Below are 20,805 nucleotides of genomic sequence, written 5' to 3'. Positions count from 1 at the left end.
CTGTGAGGGGCGGACACGCGTGGTGCAGACAGGAGGCGGCTGGTGAGACGAGCGCTGACCAGCGTCGGTACGGGGGGCGGTGGCGGAGACGGGCAGGACGACTCCTCCCGCCTCTGGCACGTGACCCTGAGCGTCTCCGGCAGGCCGGCTCCGCTGTCCGAGGTCCGGCGCGGGCTGGAGCAGCTGGCCCACGACCACCCTTTCCTGCTGACCAGCCGGTATGCCGACGACCATGCGGAGATCCGCTACTGGGAAGAGGCCCGGGACCTCCACGACGCGGCCGCCGTCGCCCTGCGGCTGTGGGGTGAACACCGCTCCTCGGCGCAGCTCCCGCCCTGGGAGATCGTCGGCCTGGAGGTCATCGACCGCGCCACCTACCACCAGCGCGTGGCCGAGGGCTACGGCCCGCCCCCGGCCCACCCCGTGGGCGTCCACCCGTACTAGGCCGGGGGCGTCCCGGGAGGTGGAACCCCCGCCGGGCGGGGGCGGGACGGGGATTACCCTGGCGGCATGACCTCGCCCGACGACGCCACCGCCGCCTCACCCGTACTCGCCACGGCGCGAGCCGCCCGCACGGCGGCCGCCGCCATCGCCCCCCTGCCGCGGTCCGCCAAGGACGCGGCCCTGCTGGCCATCGCGGACGCGCTGGAGGCCCGTACGGCCGAGGTCGTCGAGGCCAACGCCACCGACACGGCCAAGGCCCGCGCGGCCGGCACCAGCGAGACCGTCATCGACCGACTCACCCTCACCCCCGAGCGCGTCGCGGCCATCGCCTCCGACGTACGGGACGTCGCCGCCCTCCCCGACCCCGTCGGCGAGGTCGTCCGCGGCTCCACCCTCCCCAACGGGATCGACCTCCGCCAGATCCGTGTCCCCCTCGGCGTCGTCGGCATCATCTACGAAGCCCGCCCCAACGTCACCGTCGACGCCGCCGCCCTCTGCCTGAAGTCCGGCAATGCGGTCCTGCTCCGCGGCAGCTCCTCCGCGTACGCCTCGAACACGGCGCTGGTCGCCATCCTGCGCGACGCCATCGAGAGCGCCGGGCTGCCCGCCGACGCGATCCAGCTGGTCCCCGGCGAGTCCCGCGACTCCGTCCGCGAGCTGATGCGCGCCCGCGGCCTCGTCGACGTGCTCATCCCGCGCGGCGGCGCCTCCCTCATCAAGACCGTGGTCGAGGAGTCCATCGTCCCGGTCATCGAGACCGGTACCGGCAACTGCCACGTCTACGTCGATGCCCAGGCCGACCTGGCCATGGCCGTGGACATCCTCGTCAACTCCAAGGCCCAGCGGCCCTCCGTCTGCAACTCCGCCGAGACGCTCCTCGTCCACCGCGACATCGCCGACGCCTTCCTGCCGCTCGCCCTCGACGCGCTCGCCGACGCCGGAGTGACCGTCCACGGCGACGCCCGGGTGCTCGCCGCCGCCGAGGGCACCAAGGCCACCGCCCTGCCCGCCACCGACGAGGACTGGGCCGCCGAGTACCTCTCGTACGACATCGCGGCCGCCGTCGTGGAGTCCCTGGACGACGCCGTCGCCCACATCCGCCGCTGGACCTCCGGCCACACCGAGGCGATCGTGACCACCTCGCAGGCCGCCGCGCGCCGCTTCACCCAGCTGGTCGACTCGACCACGGTCGCCGTGAATGCGTCCACCCGGTTCACGGACGGTGGCCAGTTCGGCTTCGGCGCGGAGATCGGAATCTCCACCCAGAAGCTGCACGCCCGGGGCCCCATGGGCCTTCCGGAGCTCACCTCGACCAAGTACATCGTCACCGGCGACGGTCACGTTCGGTAATCCGGCCCGGGACACCGTGTGGCCGGATTTCTGCACCTGCCCTGCCCAAACCCGCCCCCCAGGTCTACGCTGGTCCTGTGCCGGACGACGTGGGGGGCAAGCCGTTCCCGGACGACGGGGAGCCCGACGACGACCGCGGAGGCGCGGACAAGGACTTCGCCTCCGTGGTGTTCGACGAGGACTTCGTCCGGAACGCAGAGATCCATGAACCGAGCGCCCTGGAGCGCCAGCGGGCCGCCGACCGGGCGCGCGCGGAGGCCGAAGCCGCCCGCGCAGCCGTCGCCGGGGGCTGGCAGGGCGACGAGGACTACGGCTACGGCCCCCCCGACGGCTACGGCTCCGAGGAACCGGGCTGGGAGCACGGCTACGGCTCCGGCTATGCGGAAGGCCCGTACGGGGCCTACGGCGGCAGCCTGCGCCCCTACCGCGGCCGCTCCCCGTGGCTGCGCCCGGTGGCCTGGGTGCTCGCCTTCGTGATGGGCCTGGGCATGGTGGCCCTCGCCTTCAGCGCCGTCTACCGCAGCGCGGCCGCCGACGCCGACCCGGCGCCCGTACCCGCCAGCACCCCGATGGGCGAAGTCGCCGACGTCGGCGCGTTTACGCATCCCGTCGGCCGCCAACCCTGAAGGTACGACCCCACTCCCTTTTTTCGCCGGAGCAGGGGGCTTCTCTGAAGCGGGGACAGCGGGGAGAAGCGATGGCCAAGCCAGGAGATCCACCCAACGGCACCCCCGACGGCATCGGCGGGGGCGACGACGAGTTCCGGGCGGACGAGTACCGGTCGGTGGTGTTCGACGAGGACTTCGTCCGGGCTGCCCGCATCCAGGAGTTCTCCGCGCAGGAACGCATGGGCGGGCACTCCCGCGCCGTACGCAGCCGCTCCATCTGGGCCGGCGGGTACGCGGGCTCCCGCACCGGCAGCCCCGGCCGCGGCGCCCGGCAGGGCATGCTGCTCGTGCTGCTCATCGCCGCGGCCTTCGCCGCCGCCGTCTACATGGGCCTGCGCAACCCCTACGTGCCACCCGTCGGCGGCCACGCCGAGCCCCTCAGCAGCACCGTCGTGCCGCTGGCGCCCACCGAGGCCGTCCCCGGCGGCCGCCCGGTCGACCTGTACGCGAAGAGTCCGGCCGCGCAGTACCGCGTCGGCGCGGCCGGGATCAGCCTGCCCGCCGTGCGCCGCACCCAGCACTTCACCGAGAGCCAGGTCCTGGCCGCGCTGACCGTCGCCAAGGACTACCTGGTGCAGTCCTCCCTGGACCCGGACGTCCTGTCCGGCAGCGCCTCCCGGCCGGTGCGGGTCCTGCTCGACCCCGACCAGCTGGCGCAGTTCGACCGCAGCATGCTCTCGCCCTCCGGCGACGGCCGGCACGCCGCCACCGGCTGGCTGGTCCGCTTCGACCCGGGCGCCGCCGTCGTGGCCGACTCCCGGGTCCGGGTCAGCGGCACCCTCGCCGCCCTGGAGGTGAGCCCGGAGGTGCTGGAGGTAACCACCGACCACACCTTCGTCTACGCGGTGCGCCCGGCCGCCGGTCCGCCGACCGCGGCCGACGGCGCCTCGCTCTTCACCGTCCGCCGCGAGCTGAGGCTGCGCTTCGACCGCGAGGACCTCACGGCCCGGCGCGCGGAGCTCGCCTCGGCCTACGTGATGGCCGGCCCGCAGGACTGCTCCGCCGACCCCGCCGCGGGCTTCCGCCCGCTGACGGCCGGCGCCGGGCCGACCACGGTCGGCCCGGCCGCGAGCGACCCGTACGACAGCGGCCATCCCCGCCGGGCGGCCGGGCTGTGCGGCGTACTGGCGACGCCCGCCGCCGAGCAGAGCCTCAGCCCTGCTCCGTAGACCCGCCCCTGGCCGTGCCCTGGTCCTTGTCCGCCGCGGCCCCGCCGGTCCCGGCAGCCCCCGTGAACTTGTCGCGGAGCTTGCCGCCCAGGTCGCCCGCGCCGCCGGCGATGTCGCCGACCAGCTTCATCAGCGGATCCTTGCTGGTGCGCACCGAGTCGGCGTAGTGCGCGGCCGACTGACGGAAGGAGTCGGTCACCGAGGTGTCCTTGTCCTCGTCCCGCCGCGGGTAGTGGCCGTCCATGATCCGCTGGTGGTCCCGGCTCTGCGACCACTTCTTCAGCTCGGCCGCCCGCACCGTCGTGAAGGGGTGCGTACGGGGCAGCATGTTGAGGATCTTCAGCACGGAGTCGCGCAGGTCACCGCCCTCCTCGTACTCCTGGGCCTGGGCGAGGAAGGCGTCCACATTCATCTCGTGGAGGTGGTTGCCGCCCGCCATCTTCATCAGCCCCCGCATCGAGGCATTGACGTCCTGCCCCACCAGCAGCCCCGCCCGGTCCGCCGAGAGCTCCGACTTGCGGAACCACTCCCGCAGCCCGGTCACGATCGCATGAATCGCCATGGTGCCCAGCGGGATCCACGCCACCTTCAGCGCGAGATTCGTCAGGAACAGCAGGATCGTGCGGTACACGGAGTGCCCCGACAGCGCGTGGCCCACCTCGTGGCCCACCACCGCCCGCATCTCCTCCTCGTCGAGCAGCTCGACGAGGCCCGTCGTCACCACGATGATCGGCTCGTCCAGCCCGATGCACATCGCATTCGGCTTCGGGTCCTGCTGCACGTACATCTGCGGGACCTTCTCCAGGTCCAGGATGTAACAGGCGTCGCGCAGCATCGCGTACAGGTGCGGGAACTGCGTCTCGCCCACCCGGACGGAGTCCGACAGGAACAGCAGCCGCAGGCTCCGCTCCGGCAGGAGCCCGCTCAGCGCCTTGAAGACCGTGTCGAACCCGGTCAGCTTGCGCAGCGCCACCAGCGCCGAGCGGTCCGCCGGGTGTTCGTAGGCCCGCGAGGAAATCCCGGGGAACCTCCTGCGGTCCCGCGCCGGTGCCTTATCGAATCCCGTGTCCGTCATAGCGCCTCCCCCTCGATCTGACTTCCAGCCTGTGCGTCTATCCTCTCCAACGCCTGAGTCGACGTGAGCGTGCCCCAGGCCCCCGCATACGATGTGAGCGAAATCTCCGCCCGCTCCCCGACTCGATAGGTACCTGCCTGATGAGCCTCGCCACCACCGCCCACAGCCTGGTCGTCCTCGCCTCGGAAGGGGCCGAGCAGCACGGCGGCAACCACGACAGCCTCAACCCCTTCCTGACCGGTGGCGCTGCGTTCGGCATCCTGCTCCTGCTGCTGTGGGTCACCACGCGCCTGAACCGCGACCGCTAGATCACCTCGCGCACGCGCTCGAATGCGGGTCCGGACCGCTCCACCGGGCCAGTAGGCTCTGCGCTCATGGGAGAGCAGGAAGTGCCTACCGGCCCGGTCAAGCGCCGGCTCGGCGTGATGGGCGGGACATTCGACCCGATCCACCACGGACACCTGGTGGCCGCCAGTGAAGTGGCCGCGCTGTTCCACCTCGACGAGGTGGTGTTCGTACCGACCGGCGAGCCGTGGCAGAAGTCGCAGCGGGCCGTGTCGCCCGCCGAGGACCGCTACCTGATGACGGTCATCGCGACCGCCTCGAACCCGCAGTTCTCGGTGAGCCGCATCGACATCGACCGCGGCGGGCCGACGTACACGATCGACACCCTGCGGGACCTGAGCGCCCTCAACGACGACGCCGACCTGTTCTTCATCACCGGCGCCGACGCCCTCGCACAGATCCTGACCTGGCGAAACGCCGAGGAGCTCTTCGCCCTCGCCCATTTCATCGGCGTCACCCGGCCGGGCCACGTCCTGACCGACGACGGCCTGCCCGAGGGCGGCGTCTCCCTCGTGGAGGTGCCCGCGCTGGCGATCTCGTCAACGGACTGCCGCGCTCGGGTCGCCAAGGGGGATCCTGTCTGGTATTTGGTTCCGGACGGCGTGGTGCGCTACATCGACAAGCGTGAGCTGTACCGGGGAGCCTGAGCTTCCGGAGAGAGGGGCCCCGCGGTGAACGACCGACAGGAGCCGTACGACCCGTACGATCCGCACGCAGCCCAGGAGCAGCAGCTCATCGGCTACGACGCGTACGGGCGGCCGGTGTACAGCCAGGCGCCCGCGCAGCCGGCCCCCGCCCCTGCCCAGAGTTACGAGCAGCAGGGCTACGAGCAGCAGCAGCCGTACGGCGGGTACGGCTACCAGGCGTACGGACAGCAGCCGCAGCAGCAGCAGTACTACCCGCAGCAGCCGCAGCAGGACTACGCCCAGGCCCCCGCGTACGGCTACGACACGCAGGCCGCGCAGCAGTGGATCCCGCAGCAGGCCGCCCCGGAGGCCCACGCGCAGGCCCCGTCCCGGGCCCCCGCGGCCGAACCGGAGCCGGATTCGGAGCCCGGGTACCGCCCGGCCGGGGCGCAGGTCCCCGAGCCCCGCCGCCCCGGCGCCGCCTCCGGGCAGCAGCCCGACGGGTACCAGACGGAGCAGTTCGCCTTCATCGACCAGCCGGACGAGGACTCCGAGGACGTCATCGACTGGCTCGCCTTCACCGAGAGCCGGACCGAGCGCCGCGAGGAGGCCCGCCGCCGCGGCCGCAACCGCGTGGTCGCGCTGATCGTCGCGCTCGCCGTCTTCGTCGTCGCAGGCCTCGGCTACCTCTGGTACGCCGGCAAGCTGCCCTTCCTGGACGGACCCGGAAAGTCGCAGAACACCGCGGCCGCCACCGGACCGCAGAAGCGCGACATGATCGTCGTGCACGTGCACAACACCAAGAAGGGCGGCACCTCCACGGCGCTGCTCGTCGACAACGTCACCACCAAGCAGGGCGCCACCGTCCTGGTGCCCAACACGCTGAACGTCCCCAAGGACGACGGCAGCGCCGCGGGCCTCGGCAAGACGGTCGAGGAGGGCGGCCTCGGCGTGCGCGAATCCCTCGACACGGTGCTCGGCACGCACATCGGCGGCACCTGGCGCCTGGACACCCCCTTCCTGGAGAGCCTCGTCGAGCTGGTCGGCGGCATCGAGGTCGACACCGACGCCGCCGTCCCCGCGGACGACGCGGTCAAGGCCCCGGCCGTGGCCCAGGGCCAGAAGCAGAGCCTCAGCGGCGCGATGGCGGTCGCCTACGCCACGTACCGCGGCCAGGGCGAACCGGAGGCCAAGCAGCTGGAGCGGCTGGGCAAGGTGCTGTACGCCGTCCTGCGCAAGGTTCCCGGGGACCCGAAGTCCGCGACGATGACGGTCGAGAGCATCGGCCAGATCCTGGACCCGGCGCTGAACGCGCAGACCCTCGGCGCCCTGCTGGCCAGGCTCGGCGAGCACGCCAAGGTGGGCGCGTACCGCACCGACGTCCTCACGGTGAAGCCCGACGGCGGCCTGACGGACGAGGCCAACAAGAAGGTCGTCAAGGAGGTGCTCGGCGGCTCCTTCACGGCGGCGCAGGCGGGCGCCGCCCCGCGGGTCGGCTTCAAGGACGCCACCGGCGACGACAAGGCCCAGAACGCGGGTAGGGCGGCGCTGCTCAACGGCGGCTACACCCTGGTCGACGGCGGCAAGGCGGACAAGACCGCTCCCGCGTCGCAGATCACGTACCAGGACGACGCGCAGCGGGACAAGGCGATCGAGGTCGCCAAGACGCTGGGGCTGCCCGAGACGGTCGTGAAGAAGGGCGAGAACACGGTCAACGCGGACATCGTGGTGACGCTGGGCAAGGACTACAAGACGTCCTGAGCCGTGCCCGGTCAGGGCTCCGAGGTGGGGATCCGCCCGCGCGGGACGTTCCGCGCGGGCGGTGTCGGCGGTACATGAGACCCTTGTATGGATCTGCCCGCCAACCCGAAAGCATGGCCAGTGACCGCCACGGACCGCTCCATCGAGCTCATCACCGCCGCCGCCCAGGCCGCGGCCGACCGGCTCGCGCACGACATCATCGCGTACGACGTCAGCGACGTGCTGTCGATCACCGACGCCTTCCTGCTCGCCTCGGCGCCCAACGACCGCCAGGTCAAGTCGATCGTCGACGAGATCGAGGAGCGCCTGCTCAAGGAGCTCGGCGCCAAGCCGGTACGCCGCGAGGGCGACCGCGACGCGCGCTGGATCCTGCTCGACTACATCGACATCGTCGTCCACGTGCAGCACAGCGAGGAGCGGGTCTTCTACGCGCTGGAGCGCCTGTGGAAGGACTGCCCCGAGATCGACCTGCCCGAGGACGCCAAGCTCACCAAGGGCAAGGCGGAGGAGCACGCGAAGCTGCGTGAGGCGGCGGGCGACGACGAACTGGACGGTGATCTGTTCTGAGCACGACCCCCTCGGGCAAGACCGGCCGGAAGATCGTCCTGTGGCGGCACGGCCAGACCGCGTGGAACCTGGAGCGGCGCTTCCAGGGCTCTACGGACATCGAGCTGACCCAGACCGGTGTGGCGCAGGCGCGCCGCGCCGCCCGGCTGCTCGCCTCGCTGAAGCCCGACACGATCATCGCCTCCGACCTGCGGCGGGCCTCCGCCACGGCTGCCGAGCTGGCCGCCGTCACGGGTCTGCCGGTGACGCACAGCGCGGCGCTGCGCGAGACGTACGCCGGCGAGTGGCAGGGCCTCACGCACGACGAGATCGTCAAGAAGTACGGCGAGCAGTACGCGGCGTGGAAGCGCGGCGAGCCGGTGCGCCGAGGCGGCGGGGAGCTGGAGACCGAGGTCGCCGACCGGGCGGCGCCGGTGGTGCTGTCGCACGCGGACCGGCTGCCGGAGAGCGGCACGCTCGTGGTGGTGAGCCACGGCGGCGCGATCCGTACGACGATCGGCCGCCTGCTGGGCCTGGACTCGCACCACTGGGAGAGCCTGGGCGGGCTCTCGAACTGCTGCTGGTCCGTGCTCGGCGAGGGCGCGCGCGGCTGGCGGCTGATGGAGCACAACGCCGGCACGCTGCCGGAACCGGTGCTCGGCGACGACGACTGAGCGCTCCGCACCCGGATTTCACTTTCCGGCTGGTCACAGGCTAGAGTTCTTCTTGTTCGCAGCGCAGAACACCGGAAACGGGGGGAGCGCGGCGGAGAGCGGGGCTATAGCTCAGTTGGTAGAGCGCCTGCATGGCATGCAGGAGGTCTGGAGTTCAATTCTCCATAGCTCCACAATCAGGATCCCGTCCCCAACAGGGGGCGGGATCCTTGCTTTTGTCCCTTGCTGACCAGCCGCGCACCGGCATGGCAGAATCGGACGGCCGGAGGGGGACACGACGGCCCGACGCGGGAGGGAGTCGCTGACGGATGGGTGCACACCGGCGGCGGTGCGACTGGTGCAACAACGGCACGCCGATCGTGCGGGACATGGACCCGATCAACTCCGACTACCAGTACTGGTGCGAGGAATGCGCGCGGGCGCTGATCATAAAAGGCGACCCGATCGAGACGTACCGCGAGCTGGAGGGCGAGCCGATCTATGGGCGCCTCCTCGACGAGCACTGCACGCTCAAGCGGTTCTACCAGTTCGCGCGAGCCTGACGCTCAAGCTGACGAACCATCCTGAATCGGACAGGGCCCGAGGTCGACGGAAACCGATTTTTGGACCAGGGCCATGACCGTGTAATGTTTGGGACGTCGCCAAGGGGAACCGGAAACGGAGAGCCGCAGCGGCAGGGCAAGACAAGGGGCTATAGCTCAGTTGGTAGAGCGCCTGCATGGCATGCAGGAGGTCTGGAGTTCAATTCTCCATAGCTCCACAGTGAAGAAGCGGGCCACCCGGATCGGGTAGCCCGCTTCTCGTTGTGGCCGCTTCTCGTTGTGGCCGCTTCTCGGTGTGCCCGCCGTGTGGACGGCCGAGCGCCCGTGGGGGCCGCTGCGGTACCCTGACGCCATGCGTGCCGTACGCCTTCTGCTTACCGAGCCGCGCTGATCAGTACCGACCCCACGAGAGGTCGGCATCGGCGCGGCGTCCCCTCCTGTGCGAGGGGTTTTTTCGTTTGGGCAGGCAGAGACGGCAGAGACGATCGATGGAGCTTCAGAAATCATGAGCGAGACGAACACCCCGGCCCCCGAGGCGGCCGAGGCGCACCGCTACACGGCTGCCATGGCCGCCGACATCGAGGCACGCTGGCAGGACGTATGGGACGCGCAGGGCACGTACGAGGCCCCGAACCCGACCGGTGACCTGGCCGGTGACCCGGCCGTCGTCGCGCGGCCCAAGAAGTTCATCATGGACATGTTCCCCTACCCGTCCGGCGCGGGGCTGCACGTCGGCCACCCGCTCGGGTACATCGCCACCGACGTCTTCGCCCGCCACCAGCGGATGAGCGGCCACAACGTCCTGCACACCCTGGGCTTCGACGCCTTCGGACTGCCGGCCGAGCAGTACGCCGTGCAGACCGGCACGCACCCGCGCGTGTCGACCGAGGCGAACATCGAGAACATGAAGGTCCAGCTGCGCCGGCTGGGCCTGGGCCACGACAAGCGCCGGTCGTTCGCGACGATCGACCCGGACTACTACAAGTGGACCCAGTGGATCTTCCTGCAGATCTACAACTCCTGGTACGACGCGGACGCGCAGAAGGCCCGGCCGATCGCCGAGCTGGTCGCCGCCTTCGAGGACGGCTCCCGTGAGGTGCCCGGCGGCGCTTCCTGGGCGGGGCTGACCGCGGGCGAGCGGGCCGACGTACTGAACGAGTACCGGCTGGCGTACGCCTCGGACGCGCCGGTGAACTGGTGCCCCGGGCTGGGCACCGTCCTGGCCAACGAGGAGGTCACCGCCGACGGCCGCTCCGAGCGCGGCAACTTCCCGGTCTACAAGTCGCGGCTGAGCCAGTGGAACATGCGGATCACCGCCTACGCGGACCGCCTGCTGGACGACCTGGACGCGCTGGACTGGCCCGAGGCCATCAAGCTGCAGCAGCGGAACTGGATCGGCCGCAGCGAGGGCGCGCGCGTCGACTTCGCGCTGGGCGACGAGGCGATCACCGTCTTCACCACCCGCCCCGACACCCTGTTCGGCGCGACCTACATGGTCCTGGCGCCCGAGCACCCGCTGGTCGAGAAGTTCATCCCGGCCGCCTGGCCCGAGGGCACCCACGAGGCGTGGACCGGCGGGCACGCCACCCCGGCCGAGGCCGTCGCGGCGTACCGCAAGCAGGCCGCGTCGAAGTCGGACGTCGAGCGGCAGGCCGAGGCCAAGGACAAGACCGGTGTCTTCACCGGTGAGTACGCGGTCAACCCGGTCAGCGGCGCGAAGGTCCCGGTCTTCATCGCCGACTACGTGCTGATGGGCTACGGCACCGGCGCGATCATGGCGGTCCCGGCGCACGACAGCCGTGACTTCGAGTTCGCGCGGGCCTTCGAGCTGCCGATGCGCTGCGTCGTCCAGCCGTCGGACGAGCGCGGCACCGACCCGTCGACCTGGGACGACGCCTTCGTCTCGTACGACGCCGAGCTGGTCAACTCCTCGAACGAGGGCATCTCGCTGGACGGCATGGGCGTCGTCGAGGCGAAGGCCGCGATCACCGACTGGCTGTCCGAGCGCGGCATCGGCGAGGGCACGGTCAACTTCCGCCTGCGCGACTGGCTGTTCAGCCGGCAGCGCTACTGGGGCGAGCCCTTCCCGATCGTCTACGACGAGGACGGCATCGCGCACGCGCTGCCCGAGTCGATGCTGCCGCTGGAGCTGCCGGAGGTCGAGGACTACTCGCCGCGCACCTTCGAGCCGGACGACGCGAAGTCGAAGCCGGAGACCCCGCTGTCGCGCAACGAGGCGTGGGTCAACGTCGAGCTGGACCTGGGCGACGGGCGCGGCGTGCGCTCCTTCCGCCGCGAGACCAACACCATGCCCAACTGGGCCGGTTCCTGCTGGTACGAGCTGCGCTACCTGGACCCGAACAACGCCTCGGCCCTGGTGGACCCGGCCATCGAGCAGTACTGGATGGGTCCGCGCGAGGGCGCGCCGCACGGCGGTGTCGACCTGTACGTGGGCGGCGCCGAGCACGCGGTGCTGCACCTGCTGTACGCGCGCTTCTGGTCGAAGGTGCTGTTCGACCTGGGGCACGTCTCGTCGGCCGAGCCGTTCCACAAGCTGTTCAACCAGGGCATGATCCAGGCGTACGCCTACACCGACTCGCGCGGTGTGTACGTCCCGGCGGCCGAGGTCGAGGAGCGCGACGGCGGCTACTTCCACCAGGGCGAGCCCGTCAAGCGCGAGCACGGCAAGATGGGCAAGTCCCTGAAGAACGCCGTCACGCCGGACGAGATCTGCGAGGAGTACGGCGCGGACACCCTGCGTCTGTACGAGATGGCCATGGGCCCGCTGGACGTCTCGCGTCCGTGGGACACCCGTGCGGTGGTCGGCCAGTACCGGCTGCTGCAGCGGCTGTGGCGCAACATCGTCGACGAGGAGACCGGCGCGGTCACCGTCGTGGACGGCGAGCCGGGCGAGGACACCCTGCGCGCGCTGCACAAGGCGATCGACGGGGCCGGCGCCGACATGGCGGGGCTGCGGTTCAACACCGCCATCGCGAAGATCACCGAGCTGAACAACGCCCTGACGAAGGCGGGCCGACCGCTGGAGCGCTCGGTCGCGGAGCGGCTGGTGCTGCTGGTCGCCCCGCTGGCCCCGCACATCGCGGAGGAACTGTGGAGCCGGCTGGGGCACACCGCCTCGGTCGTCCACCAGGACTTCCCGGTCGCGGACCCGGCGTACGTCGTGGACGAGAGCGTCACCTGCGTCGTCCAGGTCAAGGGCAAGGTCAAGGCGCGCCTGGAGGTGCCGCCGACGATCTCCGACGCGGACCTGGAGCAGCTGGCGCTGGCCGACGAGGCGGTCGTGGCGGCGCTGGGCGGTGCGGAGATCCGCAAGGTGATCGTGCGCGCGCCGAAGCTGGTGAACATCGTCGTCTGACGTCGTAGGGGTTATCCCGTACGGGCAGGTTGGGGGTTCGTTTGGAACCCCCAGCCTGCCCGTGGCGTTTACGGTGGAGGGGACGCAAAAACAGGCTGGCTGGGGACTGGGGAAGGAACACTCATGGAGGCCGCGCTGATCATCTTCGTGATGCTGATGTTTTTCGCCTTCCTGGGCCTGGGCGTGTACGTGACCGCCAAGGTGGTGGGGGCGGCGAGGCGCGGTGTGGACCGGACGATCACGCAGGCCCGCCGCACCGTGGAGGACACCACGCTGAGGGCCAAGAGCTTCGGGCAGGTCGGGGTCACGGCGGCGCTGGCGCAGCTGCGGCTGGACCTGCGGACGTCGATGCGGGCCACGCAGCAGGCGCTGGAGGAGGGTGTCCGGACGGACGCCTCGCTCAAGGAGTCGATCGGCCTGTTCGCGCGGCTGAGCGCGCACGGGCACGAGCTGGACGACGAGCTCAAGCGGCTGGAGCAGGAGCCGGACCGCAAGCGGACCGCCGAGAGCCTGCCTGACCTGCGGGAGCGCACCGCGAAGATCACGCAGGCTGCGGACTCGCTGCGCTGGGCCGCGCGCGACCGGGCCCGGCGGTTCGCGCAGGACGATCTGTCGGCGCTGTCGGAGCAGATCGAGGTCGAGTCGGGCGCGCTGCGGGACTGGTCCCGCGCGTCGGTGGACGACCTCTCGGCCGCGGCTGCGGCCTCGGGCGGTGGCTGGGGCGCGACCGAGCCCGGCGGGGTGGCCGGCGGGGCGCAGACGCCGCAGCAGCAGCCGGCCGCGTTGCACCAGGCGCCCCCGGCCTCCCCGTACCCGTGGCAGAAGTCGGCCCGCCCGGAGACCACGACCTGAAGGGCTCGCCGAGGGCCCCGAGCTGCCGGACCAACGCCACTGGCGGTACCCTCCGGCTCATGTCCCGCCATGTCGCGATCGTCACCGATTCCACGGCCTACCTGCCCCACCCGGCCATGTCGCGGCACGGAATCACCTCCGTTCCGCTGACCGTGGTGCTCGGCGACGAGGCCCTCGAAGAGGGCACCGAGATCTCGGCCCGCAGCCTCGCCCTGGCCCTGCAGAAGCGCCGCTCGGTCACCACGTCGCGCCCCAGCCCCGAGGAGTTCGTGCGGGCCTACCGGGCGGCCGCCGACGCGGGCGCGACCGGCATCGTCAGCCTGCACCTGTCCGCCGAGTTCTCGGGCACGTACGACGCCGCCGTGCTCGCCGCGAAGACCGCTTCGATCCCCGTCCGCGTCGTCGACACCGGCATGGTCGCGATGGCCCTCGGCTTCTGCGCCCTGGCCGCCGCCGAGGTGTCCGAGGCCGACGGCTCCGTGGACGAGGCCGTGGCCGCGGCCGAGAAGCGGGCGGCGGGCATGTCCGCGTATTTCTACGTCGATACGCTCGAGTACCTCCGCCGCGGCGGCCGCATCGGGGCCGCGCAGGCCCTCCTCGGTTCAGCGCTCGCGTTCAAGCCGCTGCTGACGCTGGAGGGCGGACGGATCGAGATGCTGGAGAAGGTGCGGACGGCCTCGAAGGCCATCGCGCGCCTGGAGGAGCTGGCCGTCGAGCGCGCCGGGTCCGGTGCCGTGGACGTGGCCGTGCACCACCTGGCGGCTCCGGAACGTGCCGAGAAGCTCGCGCAGCGGCTTCGCGAGCGGATCCCGGGACTGGTCGAGATGCACGTCAGCGAGGTGGGTGCGGTGATCGGCGCGCACACCGGACCGGGGCTGCTGGCGGCGGTCGTCTCACCCCGCTGATCGCTGATCGCTGATCGCTGATCAGCGATCACCGGAACGGGTGGCGGGGATATCCACAACGGGGCTGTTGTCCACCGGAATTGAGGGCTCCGAACGGGGAGCCGGTCGCGGCCCTACCGTCGTGGCATGACTCTTCGAACGCGTACGTCACAGCCCTTCGCCGGCGCCACCAGTGGCCCCGGGCGCTCCTCGCTCTCCGACAGCCGACTGCGTCATCGCCGCCGTGGCGAGCGTGCGCGTCGGCGACACGGTGCCGAGCCCGCGGTGGTGCGCCGTCGCGCGGAGGCGCTGCTCGGCGGCAGCGAGCCGCCGCCGGGAGCGCCGGGGGCGCCGCCCGCGCCTCCTCAGGATGTGGAGGCGGCCGGGCCGGAGGGTCCCTTGCCCGGCGGGGCCGCGCGGCGGCTCGCGGTGCGGGAGCGGCTGCCGGTGTGGTTGCAGGTCCGGTGCGGGGTGGAGCCGCGCACGGTGGCCGCCGTCTGCGTGGTGCTGGTCGTGGCGGTGGGCTTCGCCGCGCAGCAGTTCTGGTCGGCCCGTCCGCAGCCGGTGACCGCGCCCGAGGTGGTCGCCCCGGCGCCGGTCGCGGCCACGGCACTGGCGCCGGGGCCGGATTCTGTGGCGGTATCCGCGCCGGCCGCCGTCGGCGCCCCCGTCGTGGTGGACGTCAGCGGGAAGGTGCGGGAGCCGGGGGTGCGCAGGCTGCCTGCCGGTTCGCGGGTGGAGGACGCGCTGAGCGCCGCCGGGGGAGTGCGGCCCGGCACGGACACGACCGGGCTCAATCTGGCCCGGGTACTGGTGGACGGAGAGCAGGTGCTGGTGGGCGCTCCGGCTCCGCCGGCGGGAGGGGCGGGGAGTGGTGGGGCGGCCGGTGGTGGGACGGCCGGTGGGGCGGGTGGCGTGGGCGGGCCGAGTCCGGGGCCGTTGAGCCTGGGCACGGCCACGGCCGAGCAACTGGACCGGCTGCCGGGGGTCGGCCCGGTGCTCGCGCAGCACATCGTGGACTTCCGCACCGCCCGCGGCGGGTTCCGCTCGGTGGAGGAGCTCCGGCAGGTCAACGGCATCGGTGAGCGGCGGTTCGCCGACCTGCGCAAGCTGGTGCGGCCGTGAGCCGGGCCGAGGGTGCGCCGCGCCCGGCGGATCTGCGGCTGGTGGCGCCGGCCCTGGCCGCCTGGGCGGCGGCAGCACTCGCCCTCGAGGCGCCCGCCGGGCTCACCGCCGCCGGGGCGGGGCTGGGGGTGGTCTGCGCCGGGCTGCTGATGCTGGCCGGGTGCCGGCGCCCGGAGCCGCTGCTCGGCGTCGGGGCGGCCGTGGCCGCCGCCCTGCTGTGCGCGGCCGCCGGGGCCGGGGTGGCGGGGCTCCAGCGGGCCGAGGCACGGGCCGGGCCGGTCGCGGAGCTGGCCCGGGGGCATGCCCGGGTGCTGGCGGAGCTCACCGTCGGCTCCGATCCGCGGACCACCCCGGGCGGGAGCGGGCCGCCCGCCGTGGTGCTGGACGCGGTGGTGACCCGGGTGACCGGTCCCGACGGTGAGCGGACCCGGGTCGAGACCCCGGTGCGGGTGCTCGCCGGGCACCCGGGCTGGGCCCGGCTGCTGCCCTCGACCCGGGTGGCGGTGGTCGCCCGGCTGGCTCCGGCGCGGGGCGGCGAGCGGGCCGTGGCGCTGCTCCGCCCGGCCGGCGACACCCCGCCCCGGGTGACCGGCGGACCGGACACCGCGCAGCGGCTGGCCGGCCGGCTGCGGGCAGGGCTGCGCGAAGCCACCGACGGGCTGGCGCCGGATGCCAGGGCCCTGCTGCCGGGGCTGGTCGTCGGGGACACCTCGCGGGTGGAGGCAGATCTGCACGAGGCGTTCCGGGCCACCGATCTGCTGCACCTGCTGGCCGTCTCCGGATCCAACCTGACCGTGGTGCTGTTCCTGCTCATCGGGCCCCCGGCCCGCGCACAGCTCGCCGAGCGGCGCGGGCTGGCACCCCGCCTCGGGCTCTCGCTGCGGGCCACGGCCTGCTGCGGGGCGGCCCTGACGCTGGCCTTCGTGGTGGTGTGCCGGCCGGAGCCGAGCGTGCTCAGGGCCGCGGCCTGCGGGGCGATCACCCTGCTGGCGATCGCCACCGGGCGGCGCAGGTCCCTGCTCCCGGCGCTGGCCGCCGCCGTGCTGCTACTGGTGCTGCACGACCCGTGGCTTGCCCGCAGCCACGGCTTCCTGCTCTCGGTCCTGGCCACCGGAGCCCTGTTGACGCTCGGCCCGGGTTGGGGCGAGGCTCTGCGGCGGCGCGGGGTGCGGCCCCGGTTCGCCGAGGCGCTGGGGGCCGCCGCAGCCGCCCAGGCGGTGTGCGCGCCGGTGGTCGCGGTGCTGTCCGCCCGGGTGAGCCTGGTGGCGGTGCCGTGCAACCTGCTGGCCGAGCTGGCGGCGGGGCCCGCGACGGTGCTCGGGTTCGCCGCGCTGGCGGCGGCCCCGGTATGGCTGCCGGCGGCGAAGCTGCTGGCCTGGTGCGCCGGGGTGCCCGCCGGATGGATCGCCGCCGTGGCCCGGGCCGGGGCGCGGCTGCCGGGGGCCGAGCTGGCCTGGCCCGGCGGGGTGGGCGGCGGGGTGCTGCTGGCCGCCGCCACCCTGGCCGCCGTGGGCCTCGGCTTCCGGTACGGCCGCAAGCGGTGGTTCTGCTCCGGCCTCGCCGTGCTGCTGCTCCTCGCGGTACTGAGGCCGCCCCTGCTCACCCGTACCGTCAGGGGCTGGCCGCCGCCCGACTGGAGCTACGTGCAGTGCGCGGTCGGGCAGGGGGACGCCGCCGTACTCGCCGTGGCTCCGGGCACGGCCGTGGTGGTGGACGCCGGGCCCGAGCCAGGACCGGTCGACGCGTGCCTGCGCACCCTGGGTGTGACCCGTATCCCACTGTTATTGCTGACACATTTTCATGCCGACCACGTGGGGGGCCTGTCGGGAGTGCTGCGGGGCCGGGAGGTGGGTGTGATGCAGACCACCGGGCTGCAAGAGCCGCCGGGGCAGGCAGAGTTCGTCCGGCGGACGGCCGCGGTCGCCGGGGTGGCCGTCGTACCCGCCGTGGCGGGGGAGCGGCGCCGGGCCGGAGCGCTGGAGTGGCGGGTGCTGTGGCCGCCCCCGTCGGGTCCGCCGCCCGAGGGGGCCAACAACGCGAGCGTGGCCCTGCTGGTGCGCGGCGGCGGCCTGAGCCTGCTCCTGCTCGGCGACCTCGAACCACCGGCCCAGCAGGCCCTGCTGAGGGACCATCCGGAACTGGGCCCCGTGGACGTCCTGAAGGTCGCCCACCATGGCTCGGCGCACCAGGACCCGGGGCTGCTCGAGCGGATCAGGCCGCGCCTCGCGATCGTCCCCGTCGGATCCGGAAACCGCTACGGACACCCGGCAGCGGGTACGCTCGCACGGCTGCGGGCCCTGGGGGCGACCGTGCTGCGCACCGATGCCGACGGATCCATCGCCGTCACGGGAAGCGGCTCGCGGATGCGGGCGTTCCCGGCCATCCGGCGGCGGGCGCGACGCGGGCATTCCGGGCTCGACCGCTCTGTTTGCCCACAACCCGACAGCATGATCGAATGCGTTTTCGCCAGAGCGGTCCAAGTCCACACAGCACGGGGGTGCAGCAACCATGTTCGGTCGCCGACGGGGGATGGATACGGCGGGAAGTCCCAGTCCTCAGACATCCGCGACACTGACGCTTCCTCATACGGCGCGCCTGCTCAGCTGTCGGGTTCTCGACACGGTCCACCAGCCGATCCGGCAGGCCGCGTTCGAGGTGACCGACCCGATCGGCCGACGGATCGTCAGCGGGGAGACCGACCCGTACGGCGGCTTCGCGGCAGCCATGCCGGAAGGGGAGTACCGGCTCACCGTCACCGCCGAGGGCTACGCGCCGTTCCACGGGGCGACGCTCGTCGGGGATCCGGCGCAGCCGGGCACCGGGGAGATCATCCTCGACGCGGTGGAGCCGCCGCTGCTGCCCGCGCCCGGCCACTGGGAGCTCGACCCGACGCATTCGTCGATCGGGTTCGCGGCCCGGCACATCGGCTTCGCGCGGATCAACGGCCGGTTCAACACCTTCGCGGGCGCGGTACGGATAGCCGAGCGCATGGAGGACTCCTCCATGCACGTGATCATCGATGCGGCGAGCATCGACACCGGTCTGCGGATGCGGGACGACCACCTGCGCTCCGGGGACTTCCTGGACGCGGCCCGCTACCCCACGATCGAGTTCTACAGCGAGCGCTTCATCCACCGCAGCGGCAGCCGCTGGGCGGTCGCGGGAGCCCTCACGCTGCACGGCGCCAGCCGCTCCGTCACCCTGGACACCCGGTACCTGGGCCTCGGCACCGGCCTGGAGGGCGAGCCGCGGGCGGCCTGCCGGGCGACCGCCGAACTGCACCGCGAGGACTTCTCCCTGAACTGGCAGTCGATACTGGCGCACGGGGTCGCGGCCATCGGTTCGAGCGTGGAAGTGGCGCTGGACGTGCAGATCGTTCACAAGGCCTGAGGGACGCCCGGCCGGCCTTACGGGGCTTCGAGCCAGCCCTCGTACTCGGCGGCGAGGTCGTCCAGCGAGGCCGTGTCGAGCCGCTCCCGCGGGTCCTCGACGACCACGAGCCACTGGGCGTCCTCGGCGTCGTCCTCACCGGCCAAGGCGTCGCGCAGCAGCTGCGGTTCCTCCGGGAGGCCGAAGCGGTCGACGGCCTCCCGCGCCACCTCCTCGGCGGCGTCGCGGTCGGGCAGGACGAGTACATGTCGCACGTTCACCCGGCCATTCTCAGGCATCGGGTGAGGGGGGCCGGGGCGCGGGGGACTGTCACTGCGGCGTGGGATGCTGGAGCCGATGGCCACCAGGAAGAATTCCACCGACGATCTCCTCGCCCCGCTCACCCTCGCGGTGGGGCAGGAGGACCTGCTGCTCGACCGTGCCGTTCGGGAGGTGGTGGCGGCTGCCCGAGCCGCCGATGCCGACACGGACGTGCGCGACCTCGCCTCGGAGCAGCTCCAGCCCGGCACGCTGGCCGAGCTGACGAGCCCCTCGCTGTTCTCCGAGCGGAAGGTCCTGGTCGTGCGCAATGCGCAGGATCTGTCCGCGGACACGGTCAAAGAGGTCAAGGCGTACCTCGCGGCTCCGTTCGAGGAGATCAGCCTCGTGCTCCTCCACGCGGGCGGGGTCAAGGGCAAGGGCCTGCTGGACGCGGCGCGCAAGGCCGGCGCCCGGGAGATCGCCTGCCCGAAGATGACGAAGCCGGCGGACCGGCTGGCGTTCGTCCGGGGAGAGTTCCGCACGCTGGGCCGGTCGGCGACGCCGGAGGCCTGTCAGACGCTGGTGGACGCGATCGGCAGTGACCTGCGGGAGCTGGCGAGCGCTGCCGCGCAGTTGTGCGCGGACGTCGAGGGCACGATCGACGAGGCCGTGGTGGGCCGCTACTACACCGGGCGGGCCGAGGCTTCCAGCTTCACGGTCGCCGACCGGGCGGTGGAGGGGCGCGCGGCGGAGGCCCTGGAGGCCCTGCGCTGGTCCCTGTCCACGGGGGTGGCGCCGGTTCTGATCACCAGTGCCCTCGCCCAGGCGGTGCGCGCGATCGGCAAGCTGGCCTCCGCGCCGCGCGGGGCCCGGCCCGGTGACCTGGCCCGGGATCTGGGCATGCCGCCGTGGAAGATCGACCGGGTCCGTCAGCAGATGCGGGGGTGGTCGGCGGACGGGGTCGCCGATGCGCTGCGGGCCGTGGCCGCGGCCGACGCGGGTGTCAAGGGTGGCGGTGACGACCCCGAGTACGCGCTCGAGAAGGCGGTGGTCGCGGTGGCCCGCGCGGCCCGCCCCCAGCGTCAGTAGCCGGCGCGGCCCCGCTGCCGGGGCTCCGCCCCGGACCCGCGCCGTAAACGCCGGCGGGGCTGGATTTCCCGCCGAGCGGGGCCGGCCCTGGTGGCTGCCGAGCAGCAAGCGCACGAAGGCCCCGGTCGCCGCCCTGGGGAAGGGAGGTGGCCGGGGCCTTCGTCTTACTGCTTTTGTGCGCCGCACCCGCGTGGCGAACGCAGGCCGCGTGCGGCGCGGTGTGCCGGGTCAGGAGCGGAAGAGAGGGCCCGCTGGGTCCTTACCGGCGATTCACATCGAGAGCTCAGCCCTGGAGGGTGGCAACCTTGGAGGCCAGCGCCGACTTCTTGTTGGCGGCGGCGTTCTTGTGGATGACACCCTTCGAGACAGCCTTGTCGAGCGCACGCGCGGCGTCGCGAGAAGCCACGGTGGCCTTCTCGACGTCACCGGCGACGACAGCCTCACGGGCCTTGCGGATCGCGGTCTTGAGCGAGGACTTGACGGCCTTGTTGCGCAGGCGCGCCTTCTCGTTCGTCTTGTTCCGCTTGATCTGGGACTTGATGTTCGCCACGAAAGAGCCTTTGCAGGTTCAGAGTTTGATCTTCGGATTGCGTCCCGGAAGCTTAGAGGGCATACGAGACACAGCTGCCCAGGCTACCAGGCGCGCTCC

General features: G+C 72.5%; 19 protein-coding genes, 2 tRNA genes and 1 pseudogene. 19 read left to right on the top strand and 3 right to left on the bottom strand.

Annotated features, from left to right (window positions below; genetic code table 11):
• The first annotated feature begins 54 nt into the window (after nucleotides 1-54).
• The 4 genes from ACFWB8_RS22440 (at nucleotide 55) to ACFWB8_RS22425 (ending at nucleotide 3,631) form a co-directional block, all read left to right on the top strand.
• Nucleotides 55-444 (top strand): hypothetical protein, encoded by a 390-nt coding sequence (locus ACFWB8_RS22440; RefSeq protein WP_385229791.1) that lies wholly within the window; start codon nucleotides 55-57, stop codon nucleotides 442-444.
• Nucleotides 445-510: 66 nt separating this feature from the next.
• The gene (locus tag ACFWB8_RS22435) at nucleotides 511-1,794 is read left to right on the top strand and encodes a glutamate-5-semialdehyde dehydrogenase (protein WP_385229763.1); all 1,284 of its coding nucleotides are present in this window, start codon (nucleotides 511-513) and stop codon (nucleotides 1,792-1,794) included.
• Between the two features lie 77 nt (nucleotides 1,795-1,871).
• A complete protein-coding gene (locus ACFWB8_RS22430; protein ID WP_385229760.1) occupies nucleotides 1,872-2,420 on the top strand; it encodes a hypothetical protein in 549 nt (182 codons plus the stop codon).
• Nucleotides 2,421-2,491: 71 nt separating this feature from the next.
• Nucleotides 2,492-3,631, top strand: a complete 1,140-nt coding sequence (locus ACFWB8_RS22425; protein WP_385229757.1) for a hypothetical protein — start codon at nucleotides 2,492-2,494, stop codon at nucleotides 3,629-3,631.
• Here ACFWB8_RS22425 and ACFWB8_RS22420 read toward each other — a convergent pair.
• Entirely contained in the window at nucleotides 3,615-4,706 is a 1,092-nt protein-coding gene (locus tag ACFWB8_RS22420; protein WP_385229754.1) for a M48 family metallopeptidase, read from the bottom strand. The two genes, ACFWB8_RS22425 and ACFWB8_RS22420, sit on opposite strands and share 17 nt — an antisense overlap.
• A 140-nt stretch (nucleotides 4,707-4,846) precedes the next feature.
• Here ACFWB8_RS22420 and ACFWB8_RS22415 point away from each other — a divergent pair, with 140 nt between their 5' ends.
• The 14 genes and pseudogenes from ACFWB8_RS22415 (at nucleotide 4,847) to ACFWB8_RS22350 (ending at nucleotide 18,827) form a co-directional block, all read left to right on the top strand.
• Nucleotides 4,847-5,014, top strand: coding sequence for a hypothetical protein (locus ACFWB8_RS22415; protein ID WP_385229751.1), 168 nt, complete (start codon nucleotides 4,847-4,849; stop codon nucleotides 5,012-5,014).
• A 66-nt stretch (nucleotides 5,015-5,080) separates the two neighbouring features.
• Nucleotides 5,081-5,698, top strand: a complete 618-nt coding sequence (gene nadD / locus ACFWB8_RS22410; RefSeq protein WP_385229748.1) for a nicotinate-nucleotide adenylyltransferase — start codon at nucleotides 5,081-5,083, stop codon at nucleotides 5,696-5,698.
• Between the two features lie 24 nt (nucleotides 5,699-5,722).
• Nucleotides 5,723-7,438 carry an LCP family protein gene (locus ACFWB8_RS22405; protein ID WP_385229745.1) on the top strand — a complete coding sequence of 572 codons (1,716 nt, stop codon included), beginning with the start codon at nucleotides 5,723-5,725 and terminating at the stop codon, nucleotides 7,436-7,438.
• Nucleotides 7,439-7,558: 120 nt separating this feature from the next.
• The gene (gene rsfS, locus ACFWB8_RS22400) at nucleotides 7,559-8,005 is read left to right on the top strand and encodes a ribosome silencing factor (RefSeq protein ID WP_385229742.1); all 447 of its coding nucleotides are present in this window, start codon (nucleotides 7,559-7,561) and stop codon (nucleotides 8,003-8,005) included.
• Nucleotides 8,002-8,658: a histidine phosphatase family protein gene (locus ACFWB8_RS22395; protein WP_385229788.1), complete on the top strand. Its 657-nt coding sequence runs from the start codon at nucleotides 8,002-8,004 to the stop codon at nucleotides 8,656-8,658. The genes rsfS and ACFWB8_RS22395 overlap by 4 nt, the downstream gene beginning before the upstream one ends.
• Nucleotides 8,659-8,758: 100 nt before the next feature.
• Nucleotides 8,759-8,831, top strand: a tRNA-Ala gene (locus ACFWB8_RS22390).
• Between the two features lie 135 nt (nucleotides 8,832-8,966).
• The gene (locus tag ACFWB8_RS22385) at nucleotides 8,967-9,200 is read left to right on the top strand and encodes a hypothetical protein (protein WP_365920427.1); all 234 of its coding nucleotides are present in this window, start codon (nucleotides 8,967-8,969) and stop codon (nucleotides 9,198-9,200) included.
• Nucleotides 9,201-9,345: 145 nt separating this feature from the next.
• Nucleotides 9,346-9,418 (top strand) — tRNA-Ala (locus tag ACFWB8_RS22380).
• Between the two features lie 287 nt (nucleotides 9,419-9,705).
• Nucleotides 9,706-12,576: a leucine--tRNA ligase gene (gene leuS, locus ACFWB8_RS22375; RefSeq protein ID WP_385229738.1), complete on the top strand. Its 2,871-nt coding sequence runs from the start codon at nucleotides 9,706-9,708 to the stop codon at nucleotides 12,574-12,576.
• A 123-nt stretch (nucleotides 12,577-12,699) separates the two neighbouring features.
• Nucleotides 12,700-13,428: a hypothetical protein gene (locus ACFWB8_RS22370; protein ID WP_385229735.1), complete on the top strand. Its 729-nt coding sequence runs from the start codon at nucleotides 12,700-12,702 to the stop codon at nucleotides 13,426-13,428.
• Nucleotides 13,429-13,487: 59 nt separating this feature from the next.
• Complete coding sequence (locus ACFWB8_RS22365) at nucleotides 13,488-14,333, top strand: DegV family protein (protein ID WP_385229731.1); 846 nt, start codon at nucleotides 13,488-13,490, stop codon at nucleotides 14,331-14,333.
• A 126-nt stretch (nucleotides 14,334-14,459) separates the two neighbouring features.
• On the top strand, nucleotides 14,460-15,437 hold the full coding sequence (locus ACFWB8_RS22360; RefSeq protein ID WP_385229728.1) for a helix-hairpin-helix domain-containing protein: 978 nt from the start codon (nucleotides 14,460-14,462) through the stop codon (nucleotides 15,435-15,437).
• Nucleotides 15,438-15,586: 149 nt separating this feature from the next.
• Nucleotides 15,587-17,809, top strand: a pseudogene (locus ACFWB8_RS22355) (ComEC/Rec2 family competence protein); the annotation flags it as partial.
• 136 nt (nucleotides 17,810-17,945) lie between these two features.
• Nucleotides 17,946-18,827 carry a YceI family protein gene (locus ACFWB8_RS22350; RefSeq protein WP_385229725.1) on the top strand — a complete coding sequence of 294 codons (882 nt, stop codon included), beginning with the start codon at nucleotides 17,946-17,948 and terminating at the stop codon, nucleotides 18,825-18,827.
• 17 nt (nucleotides 18,828-18,844) lie between these two features.
• Here ACFWB8_RS22350 and ACFWB8_RS22345 read toward each other — a convergent pair whose 3' ends face one another.
• Nucleotides 18,845-19,105, bottom strand: a complete 261-nt coding sequence (locus tag ACFWB8_RS22345; protein WP_385229722.1) for a hypothetical protein — start codon at nucleotides 19,103-19,105, stop codon at nucleotides 18,845-18,847.
• 58 nt (nucleotides 19,106-19,163) lie between these two features.
• Here ACFWB8_RS22345 and holA point away from each other — a divergent pair, with 58 nt between their 5' ends.
• On the top strand, nucleotides 19,164-20,156 hold the full coding sequence (holA, locus tag ACFWB8_RS22340; RefSeq protein ID WP_385229719.1) for a DNA polymerase III subunit delta: 993 nt from the start codon (nucleotides 19,164-19,166) through the stop codon (nucleotides 20,154-20,156).
• A 283-nt stretch (nucleotides 20,157-20,439) separates the two neighbouring features.
• On the opposite strand, the gene rpsT is transcribed toward holA, so the two are convergent.
• Nucleotides 20,440-20,706, bottom strand: a complete 267-nt coding sequence (gene rpsT / locus ACFWB8_RS22335) for a 30S ribosomal protein S20 (protein ID WP_385229716.1) — start codon at nucleotides 20,704-20,706, stop codon at nucleotides 20,440-20,442.
• Nucleotides 20,707-20,805: the final 99 nt, after the last annotated feature.

The organism is Streptomyces sp. NPDC060031 (genome assembly GCF_042736805.1).
Classification (GTDB): Bacteria; Actinomycetota; Actinomycetes; order Streptomycetales; family Streptomycetaceae; genus Streptomyces.
This window is presented reverse-complemented; position numbering and strand designations above follow the sequence as displayed.

Excerpts from the sequence above, each read along its gene's own strand:
- nadD (WP_385229748.1), top strand. The coding sequence starts at position 5,081 with ATGGGAGAGCAGGAAGTGCCTACCGGCCCGGTCAAGCGCCGGCTCGGC.
- ACFWB8_RS22350 (WP_385229725.1), top strand. The coding sequence starts at position 17,946 with ATGTTCGGTCGCCGACGGGGGATGGATACGGCGGGAAGTCCCAGTCCT.
- ACFWB8_RS22370 (WP_385229735.1), top strand. The coding sequence starts at position 12,700 with ATGGAGGCCGCGCTGATCATCTTCGTGATGCTGATGTTTTTCGCCTTC.
- ACFWB8_RS22360 (WP_385229728.1), top strand. The coding sequence starts at position 14,460 with ATGACTCTTCGAACGCGTACGTCACAGCCCTTCGCCGGCGCCACCAGT.
- leuS (WP_385229738.1), top strand. The coding sequence starts at position 9,706 with ATGAGCGAGACGAACACCCCGGCCCCCGAGGCGGCCGAGGCGCACCGC.
- ACFWB8_RS22435 (WP_385229763.1), top strand. The coding sequence starts at position 511 with ATGACCTCGCCCGACGACGCCACCGCCGCCTCACCCGTACTCGCCACG.
- holA (WP_385229719.1), top strand. The coding sequence starts at position 19,164 with ATGGCCACCAGGAAGAATTCCACCGACGATCTCCTCGCCCCGCTCACC.
- ACFWB8_RS22415 (WP_385229751.1), top strand. The coding sequence starts at position 4,847 with ATGAGCCTCGCCACCACCGCCCACAGCCTGGTCGTCCTCGCCTCGGAA.
- ACFWB8_RS22365 (WP_385229731.1), top strand. The coding sequence starts at position 13,488 with ATGTCCCGCCATGTCGCGATCGTCACCGATTCCACGGCCTACCTGCCC.
- ACFWB8_RS22385 (WP_365920427.1), top strand. The coding sequence starts at position 8,967 with ATGGGTGCACACCGGCGGCGGTGCGACTGGTGCAACAACGGCACGCCG.
- ACFWB8_RS22425 (WP_385229757.1), top strand. The coding sequence starts at position 2,492 with ATGGCCAAGCCAGGAGATCCACCCAACGGCACCCCCGACGGCATCGGC.
- ACFWB8_RS22345 (WP_385229722.1), bottom strand. The coding sequence starts at position 19,105 with ATGCCTGAGAATGGCCGGGTGAACGTGCGACATGTACTCGTCCTGCCC.
- ACFWB8_RS22420 (WP_385229754.1), bottom strand. The coding sequence starts at position 4,706 with ATGACGGACACGGGATTCGATAAGGCACCGGCGCGGGACCGCAGGAGG.